Here is an 8,685-nt window from a genome sequence, read left to right on the forward strand (position 1 = left end):
GCTCCTGCCAGCATCCCGACAACGTGTGGAGCCTGCACGGCCTGCACGAATGCCTGGTCCGGCGCGGCGACAAGATCGAGACGCCGCTGGTCAAGTCCCGCCTCGATCTGGCGCTCGCCCGCTGCGAGGTCCCGGTCCACGCCTCCTGCTTCTGCCGCCGCAAGGCGATGGCGGCGTGACCTCTTCCGGACCGCGGGCGTCTCGCCCGCTCATGATCATGAGTGGGCGAGACGCCCGCGGTCCGGAAGACATGAGGGACACGCCCGCTTCGGCGCCGTCCGGCGGCCGTCCTTGCGGGGCCGCACGGCGGCGTGGCCGCAGGCCGTGCAGGCGTCGATCTCGAAATCGACCCAGTGGGTCGGCGTGCCGCATGCCTCGCACGGCAGGCCGCGACGCGACTGGGTGAGGCCGAACCCTGGAGCCTGGCATTTCGGGCACAGGCATTCCAGGCGCTTGGCGAGCTTCCACGACAGCGCGCGCAAGACGCGCATGCGCGTCGGGTTGCGATGGGCGCGCATGTCGGCGATGACGATGGCGAGCCCCTCCTCCGAGCGCCTTGCCTCGCTGTCGACCGCGGCCACGACGTCCTCCAGCCGCGTCAGGTCCTTGATCGGCCTGGTGGGGTCGGTGCTCGAGATCACGAACACGCCGTAGCGCGGAAAACCCATCGCCTTGACCGCCGCGGGCACGGCGGGATCGCCCGCCGGGAAGCGATGAAGCCGCCAGTTGGTGCGCTCGGTGCCCAGCGTCTCGACCAGCCGGACGCCGCGACGACGGTCGATGAAGGCCATGGCCTCGACGCCGCTCGCCACGAACGGCACGCGGACGATCGGCCCGTAGCTGCCCTCGCTCGCCACCGCGCAGTCGACATCGAGCGTGTGGAAAGCGAGCTCGGCCTTGAGGAAGGTGGTCTCGACCAGCGCATCGGGCCGCGGGATCTCGCCCGAGAAGGTGCCGAGCGTATCGGTGTCGACATCCGGCGCCACGGTGATGTGGGCGCCCAGCAGCCGCCGGAACGGCGGCTCCATCGCCTGCTCCTTGGCATGGATGGTCGACAGGCCGATCGCCTGGCCTGTGTAGGGATGAGCACGGGACGCCATGGCGCTGTCGCCGGCGCAGGAGGCTGGAGCTACTCCGCGGCTTGCGGCACGGCCTGGCGGGCGAGCTGCTGCTCGACCAGCGTCGCCCAGTAGGACGCGCCAAGCGGCAGGACCTCGTCGTTGAAGTCGTAGCCCGGGTTGTGGACCATGCAGCTGCCTTCGCCGTCGCCGTTACCGATCCAGATGTAGCAGCCCGGCTTCTTGAGCAGCATCCAGGCGAAGTCCTCGCTGCCCATCGCCGGCGTCGGGTTGCGGTTGACGTTCTCCTTGCCGACCAAGGCCGATGCCGCCTGGGCGGCGAACTCGGTCTCCTTCTCGCTGTTCACGGTCGCCGGATAGCGCCGCTCGTAGCGCCACTTGGTGACCTCGGCGCCGAAGCCCGCCGCGACGTTGCGCGCGATCTTCTCGATGCGCTTCTCGATCATGTCCTGGACCGGCTTCTTGAAGGTGCGCACGGTGCCGCGCAGCACGCATTCCTGCGGGATCACGTTCCATGTGTCGCCGGAATGCATCTGCGTGGTCGAGACTACGGCGGTGTCCATCGGATCGATGTTGCGCGCCACGATCGACTGCAGAGCCGTCACGATGTGGGCGCCGACGACGACAGGGTCGATGCCGTGATGCGGCATGGCGCCGTGGGCGCCGACGCCCTTCACAACGATCTCGAAGATGTCATAGGCAGCCATCATCGGGCCGGGGCGGACGGCGAAGCGGCCCACCGGGATGCCCGGGATGTTGTGCATGCCGTAGACGCCCTCGACCGGGAACTTCTCGAACAGCCCCTCCTCGACCATGACCCGGCCGCCGCCTTCGTTCTCCTCGGCGGGCTGGAAGATGAAGTAGACCGTGCCATCGAAATTCCTGGTCTCGGCCAGGTACTTGGCCGCACCAAGCAGCATCACCGTGTGGCCGTCATGGCCGCAGGCGTGCATCTTGCCTGGGATCGTCGACTTGTGGTCGAAATCGTTGGTTTCGTGCACGTCGAGTGCATCCATGTCGGCGCGCAGCCCGATCGCCCGCTTGGATGTGCCCGAGCGCAGCACGCCGACCACCCCGGTCCTGGCCAGCCCGCGATGAACCTCGATGCCGAACGACTTCAGCTTGTCGGCGACGATATCGGCGGTCCGCACTTCCTCGAAGGCCGTCTCGGGGTGGCTGTGAATATCATGCCGCCAAGCGGTCATGTCCTTGTGGAACGAGGCAATGCGGTTGTTGACCGGCATACATATTCTCCCGGAATGCGCTGGCTGGCTGGACCGTAGGCATGCCGGAAGGCGGGTTAAACGTCAACGGCCGCTGTCGTAACTCCGCTCTTCGACGGCAAGCCGGCCTTCCTCGATCGCGTGGCAGGCCACCGTGCCGCCCTCGATCGGCAGCGCCTTCGGACGCTCGACCTTGCAGCGCTCGTTGGCGAAGGGGCAGCGCGGATGGAACGAGCAACCCGACGGCGGGTTGATCGGGCTCGGCACCTCGCCAGCAACCGGGGCGCGCTGGCGGCCGGTCATCTCGAGGTCGGGGATCGTATCCAGCAGCATCCGTGTGTACGGGTGCTTGGGCCGGCGGAACAGCGTGTCGGTCGGCGCAACCTCGACCAAGCGGCCGAGATACATCACGCCGACCCGGGTCGAGATGTGATAGACGACCGCGAGGTTGTGCGAGATGAACAGGTAGGTGAGCTGCAGGCGGCGCTGCAGGTCGACCATCAGGTTCAGGATCTGCGCCTGCACGGAGACGTCGAGCGCCGAGGTCGGCTCGTCGCAAACCAGGAACTCCGGCTCGCTGGCGAGTGCGCGGGCGATCGAGATGCGCTGGCGCTGGCCGCCGGAGAACTCGTGCGGATACTTGCGGCCATCGGCCGGCGTCAGGCGCACCTGGCGCAAGAGGTCGCCGACCCGCTTCTCGAGGTCTGCTTTGTCCTTGGCGAGGTCGAAGGCGCGGATCGGCTCGGCAATGATGTCGAATACGCGCCAGCGCGGGTTGAGGCTGGCATACGGGTCCTGGAAGATCATCTGCATGCGCCGGCGCAGCGCCGCCGTCTCGGCCTGGCTGCGGCGCCGGGCCATGTCGTTGCCGTCGAACTGGATCGAGCCCGCGCTCGGCGGGTAGAGCCCGACCACGAGGCGGGCTACCGTCGACTTGCCGCAACCCGACTCCCCCACCAGCGAGAAGGTCTCGCCCTTGGCGATCTCGATGTCGATGCCGTCGACCGCCTGCACGATCTGGCGTGGCCGGCCCTCGAGCGTGCGCACCAGCCACGGCGCCGACACGTCGAAATAGCGCTTCAGCCCGGCGAGGCGGACGAACTGGCCGGTCGTCCCGTCAGGCATCGACAGTCTCCCGGGCAATCGGCGCGCCCACCCCGCCGCGATCGTGTAGCCAGCAGGCGGCGCGGCTGGTCCCGGCCGACATCAGCTCGGGCCGCTCGCTGAGGCAGCGCGCGCCGCGCTCGGTGCAGCGTGGGTTGAAAGCGCAGCCCGGCGGGATCTCGGTCAGGCGTGGCATGGCACCGTCGATCTGGGTCAGCCGGTCATGACGCACGCCGAGGCTCGGGATCGAGCCCATCAGCCCCTTGGTGTAGGGATGCCTCGCGTGCTTGACGACATCGCGCACCGGCCCGATCTCGGCGATGCGGCCGGCATACATCACGGCCACCCGGTCGGCGGTCTCGGCGATCACGCCCATGTCGTGTGTCACTAGCATCACCGCCGTCGCGTGCTCGCGGCACAGCCGCTTCAGCAGCGCGATGATCTGCGCCTGGATCGAGACGTCGAGCGCCGTGGTCGGCTCGTCGGCCACGATCAGGCGCGGCCCGGCGCACAGCGCCAGCGCGATCACCACGCGCTGGCGCATGCCGCCCGAGAACTGGTGCGGATAATGATCGATGCGGGTCTCGGCGCCGGGGATGCCCACCTCCTTCAGGAGATCGAGCGCGCGCTGACGTGCCTCGGAGGCCGACAGCGGCAGGTGCGTCTGGATGGTCTCGACGAGCTGGCGGCCGACCGAATAGAGCGGGTTCAGGCTGGTCAGCGGGTCCTGGAAGATGGCGCCGATCCGAGCCCCACGCACCTTGCGCATCTCCTCGTACGGCAGATTGTCGATGCGCCGTCCCTCGAGGCGGATCTCGCCGGCGGCGACCCGGCCCGGCGGTTCGAGCAGGCCGATGATGGCGTTGCCGGTCAGCGACTTGCCGGCGCCCGATTCGCCCACCACGCCCAGCACCTCGCCCGGTGCGATGTCGAACGACACGTCATCGACCGCCAGCAGGGTGCCGCGCCGGGTCGGGAACTCGACGCGCAGGTTCTTCACCTCGAGCAGCGGCGGGTTGTTGGAAGGAGTCGTCATCAACTCATGATCTCATGGTTCGTGCTCTTCCGGACCGCGGGCGTCCCGCCCGCTCATGATTCATCAGCGGGCGGGACGCCCGCGGTCCGGAAGAACGCTCGCGGTCCGGAAGATACTGAACCCGCTTGCCTCGGGTCACCTTGCTCATCGCAGCTTCGGGTTCAGGGCGTCGCGCAGCCAGTCGCCCAGCAGGTTCACGGCCAGGACCAGGGCGGCCAACGTGATGCCAGGGAACACCGTGATCCACCAGTCGCCCGATTGCAGCACCTCGTTGCCGAGGCGGATCAGGGTGCCGAGCGACGGCTCGGTCGACGGCAGGCCGACGCCGAGGAACGACAGCGTCGCCTCGGTGATGATGGCGAGGCCGAGATTGAGGGTGGCGATCACCAGCACCGGGCCGGTGACATTGGGCAGCACGTGGCGCACCATGATCAGCAGCGGCGACAGGCCGATGACGCGGGCTGCCTGCACATACTCCTTGTTCTTCTCGACCATGACCGAGCCCCGCACCGTGCGCGCGTAGCTCACCCAGAACGACAGGCCGATCGCGCCGACGATCACCAGCAGGGCGATCTCGTCGTGGCGCTTGACGGAGATCAGACCGCGCACCACGCCGTCGATCAGCAGCGCCACCAGGATCGCCGGGAAGGTGAGTTGGACGTCGGCGATACGCATGATCACGGCGTCGACCGTGCCGCCGAAATAGCCGCTGATCAGGCCGAGCGTGATGCCGATCAGCATGGCGACGAACACCGAGGCGAAGCCGACCTCGAGCGACAGGCGCGTGCCGTACATGATCGACGACAGCACGTCCCTGCCTTGGTCGTCGGTGCCGAGGGGGAAGGTCCAGTCGCCGTCGGCCGAGACCAGCACCGGCGGCTTCAGCCCGTCACTGAGGTTGAGCGTCGCCGGGTCGAACGGCGTGTGCGGCGCCAGCACCGGCGCCAGGAAGGCCATGGCGAAGATGAACAGCGTCAGGAGCGCCGCCGCCACCGTCATCGGCGAGGACTTGAAGCTCCACCAGATGTCGCTGTCGGTGACGCGATGCAGCCAGCCGGCCGCGGCGGTTCCGTTCGCCATCTCAATGCCCCGCCGGCCGCGCGCTGCCGGCGCCACGCAGGCGCGGATCGACCACCGAATAGAGCAGGTCGACCGTGAGGTTGATGACCACGAACAGCAGGCCGATCAGCAACAGGTAGGCCGCCATCACCGGGATATCCGAGAACTGCACCGACTGGATGAAGAGCTGGCCGACGCCCGGCCAGGCGAACACCGTTTCAGTCACGATGGCGAAGGCGATCAGCGAGCCTAGCTGCAGGCCGAACACGGTGATCACCGGCACCAGGGTGTTCTTGAGCGCGTGACCGAAATTGATCGCATGATTGGTGAGGCCGCGGGCGCGCGCGAACTTGATGTAGTCGGTGCGCATCACCTCGAGCATCTCCGACCGCACCAGGCGCATGATCAGCGTGAGTTGGAACAGGCCGAGCGTGATCGACGGCAGGATCAGCGCCTTCAGCCCGGAGATCGTCAGGAAGTTGGTCGTCCACCAGCCGATCTGCACGGTCTGGCCGCGGCCGAACGACGGCAGCCAGTGCAGGCTGACGGCAAAAATCAGGATCAGCAGGATGCCGACCAGGAACGGCGGCAGCGAGACGCCGAACAGCGACACCGCCTGCAGCAGCCGGCTCGACCAGTGGCGTGGATAGAGCCCGGTATAGACACCCATGGGCACGCCGACGAACAGGATGAACACGGCGGCGCAGAACGACAGTTCCAGCGTTGCCGGGACGCGCTCGAGGATCAGCCGACCGACCGGCTCCGACGTGCGATAGCTCAGGCCGAAATTGCCGCGCGCCGCATTGGTGATGAAGCGGAAGAACTGGATCGGCGCCGAGTCGTTCAGCCCCAATTTGTCGCGCAGCGCCGCCCGGTCCTCCATCGAGGTGTCCTGGCCGACCATGGCGTTGATGGGGTCGCCGACGTAGCGGAACAGCGAGAAGGCGACCAAGCCCACCGCCAGCAGCACGGCGATGGATTGCGCAAGTCGTCGCAGGATGAAGGCAAGCATGTCTGGTTGATTGGCTCGGCGGCAGGCCTAGCAGGATTGGCGCCAAATGACAGCTTTTTCCTCCTCACGATCAAACTCCTCTCCCCCCGCTGGGGGAGAGAGTTGGGTGAGGGGGTTACAGGTGATGCCACGGCCTTCGAAGCCCCCTCACCCAGCCTCTCCCCCTTATGTGCGGCTCGGCGAAGCCGAACGCGCTCATGAGGGCGGGGGAGAGGAACATGAGGTGGGCTCTCGAAGCCCCCTACTTCACCGTCACGAAGCGTAGCGGGAAGCTGTTGTCGGCCGGCTGGATCAGGTCGATGTTCTTGCGCGCCGCCCAGACCACGGCCTGCTGGTGCAGCGGGATGTAGGCGAAGTCGTCGACATAGAGCTTGGTCGCCTCGGCGATCATGGCGTCGCGCTTGGCCTTGTCGGTCTCCTGCTCCATCTTGTCGGCGAGCGCGTCGAGCTTGGGATTGGAGTAGCCGCCGGCATTGAACTGACCCTTCTTGGTCTCCTTGTTCGGGGTCTGGATCAGCGCCTCGAAGACGTTGTGGACGTCGTAGGTCTGGGCCGGCGACCAGCCCAGCATGTAGAAGTCGGTGTCGCCCGGCGACAGGTCGCCCTTGCGCAGGATCTTGGCGAAGTAGAGGTTGCGGGTCTGCGCCCGCAGATTCACCTTCACGCCGATGCGGGCCAGCATCGCCACCACGGCCTGGCAGATCTTCTCGTCGTTGACGTAGCGGTCGTTCGGGCAGTCCATGCCGATCTCGAAGCCGTTGGGATAGCCGGCATCGGCCAGCAGCTTCTTGGCCTCGTCCGGCTTCAAGAGCGCCGGGCGCTTGTCGAGATCCTTCATGTAGCCGTTGATGCCTGGCGCCACCATCAGGTTGGTCGGGAAGGACTGACCGCGCATCACCGTGCGCTTGATCGCCTCGACATCGATCGAGCGATGGATCGCCTCGCGCACCCGCTTGTCCTTGAACGGGTTCTTGCCCTTGATGTTGGACTCGGGCAGCTCGGGCCGCTCCTGGTCGAAGCCCAGGTAGACGACGCGCGTCTCGGGGCCTTCGAGCACGTTGATATTGGCTTCCTTCTTCAGCGACTCGGTGTCGGCCGGCGGGACCTCGTACATCATGTCGATGTCGCCCGACTTCAGCGCGGCGACGCGCGTCGCCGCATTGGCGACCGGCGTAAAGATCACCTCGGTGAGGTTGTGCATGGGCTTGTCCCACCAGTTGGGATTGACCACCAGGACCGTGCGCTCGCCGGCGCGCCGCTCCTTGAGCATGAACGGACCCGTGCCCATGGCGTTGCGGGTCGCGAAATTCTCCTCGTTCTTGGTCATCTCGGCGGAATTGACGGCGTTGTTCTTCTCCGCCCACGTCTTCGACATCATGCCCAGCGCCGCCCACTTATCGGCCAGCAGCGGATCGGGATACTTGGTCGTCACCTCGACGCGGAGGTCGCCCGTCTTCTTGATCTCCTTCACCGACACGAAGTTGCTCTGCATGTTCGAGCCCGGGCCGTTGGCGCGGTTGAGCGAGAACACGATGTCGTCTGCGGTCAGGGTCGAGCCATCGTGGAACTTCACGTTCGGCCGGATGTCGAAGAACCAGGTGGTGGGATTGGTCTGGCCCCACTTCACCGCCAGCGCCGGCTCGAGCTTCAGGTTCTTGTCGCGCCGAATCAGCGGATCGTAGATGTTCGAGTTGAAGGTCAGCAGGAAGGTCTCCTGCCGCGCATAGGGATCCATCGAGCTGACGTCGCCCGAGTTAGCCCATTTGAAGGTCTTGGCATCGACCGGACCGGCCAACGCTAGACTGGCGCAGGCGAACGCCGCCAGCGCGAAAGACTGCCTGAAAGTGAAATGCATCCCTGTACCCCTCGATGGCGCCCGTCAGGTCGCGCCGATGTTCTCCCCGCTCCCTGAGTTATGCGCACACGCATACCTATACCCACGTTGCACTGGCGGTGCGGAGGCGTCAATTGCCCAAAAAATTTGCATGCTGGGGGCAGTTGGATTTGCAGAGCGAGGCCCGGTATCGTACCCGACTTCGCTATTCCCTATGTCGCATTAACAGGGTGCCTCCATGAACGACGTTTCTCGCAGCTTCCGCGGCAATTCCAACGCCGCCCGCGACATTGCGCACCATCTGCACCCGTACACCAACTTCAAGAAGCACGAGGAGA

The 8,685-nt window shown here is 66.4% G+C and carries 7 protein-coding genes; all 7 read right to left on the reverse strand.

Annotation, left to right across the window (positions count from 1 at the left end; translation table 11 throughout):
- Nucleotides 1-215: 215 nt before the first annotated feature.
- A complete protein-coding gene (locus tag AB7O82_RS05120; protein WP_428540205.1) occupies nt 216-1,100 on the reverse strand; it encodes a DUF6671 family protein in 885 nt (294 codons plus the stop codon).
- Nucleotides 1,101-1,129: 29 nt separating this feature from the next.
- A complete protein-coding gene (locus AB7O82_RS05125) occupies nt 1,130-2,323 on the reverse strand; it encodes a M20 aminoacylase family protein (protein WP_428540208.1) in 1,194 nt (397 codons plus the stop codon).
- Nucleotides 2,324-2,386: 63 nt separating this feature from the next.
- Nucleotides 2,387-3,427 (reverse strand): ABC transporter ATP-binding protein, encoded by a 1,041-nt coding sequence (locus AB7O82_RS05130; protein ID WP_428540211.1) that lies wholly within the window; start codon nt 3,425-3,427, stop codon nt 2,387-2,389.
- Nucleotides 3,420-4,442, reverse strand: a complete 1,023-nt coding sequence (locus AB7O82_RS05135; protein WP_428540214.1) for an ABC transporter ATP-binding protein — start codon at nt 4,440-4,442, stop codon at nt 3,420-3,422. The genes AB7O82_RS05130 and AB7O82_RS05135 overlap by 8 nt, the downstream gene beginning before the upstream one ends.
- 144 nt (nt 4,443-4,586) lie before the next feature.
- The gene (locus AB7O82_RS05140) at nt 4,587-5,522 is read right to left on the reverse strand and encodes an ABC transporter permease (protein WP_428540218.1); all 936 of its coding nucleotides are present in this window, start codon (nt 5,520-5,522) and stop codon (nt 4,587-4,589) included.
- Nucleotide 5,523: 1 nt separating this feature from the next.
- Nucleotides 5,524-6,513, reverse strand: coding sequence for an ABC transporter permease (locus tag AB7O82_RS05145; RefSeq protein ID WP_428540221.1), 990 nt, complete (start codon nt 6,511-6,513; stop codon nt 5,524-5,526).
- A 241-nt stretch (nt 6,514-6,754) separates the two neighbouring features.
- Nucleotides 6,755-8,368, reverse strand: coding sequence for an ABC transporter substrate-binding protein (locus tag AB7O82_RS05150; protein WP_428540224.1), 1,614 nt, complete (start codon nt 8,366-8,368; stop codon nt 6,755-6,757).
- Nucleotides 8,369-8,685 lie beyond the last annotated feature (317 nt).

Source organism: Reyranella sp. (assembly GCF_050185545.1).
Taxonomy (GTDB): domain Bacteria; phylum Pseudomonadota; class Alphaproteobacteria; order Reyranellales; family Reyranellaceae; genus Reyranella.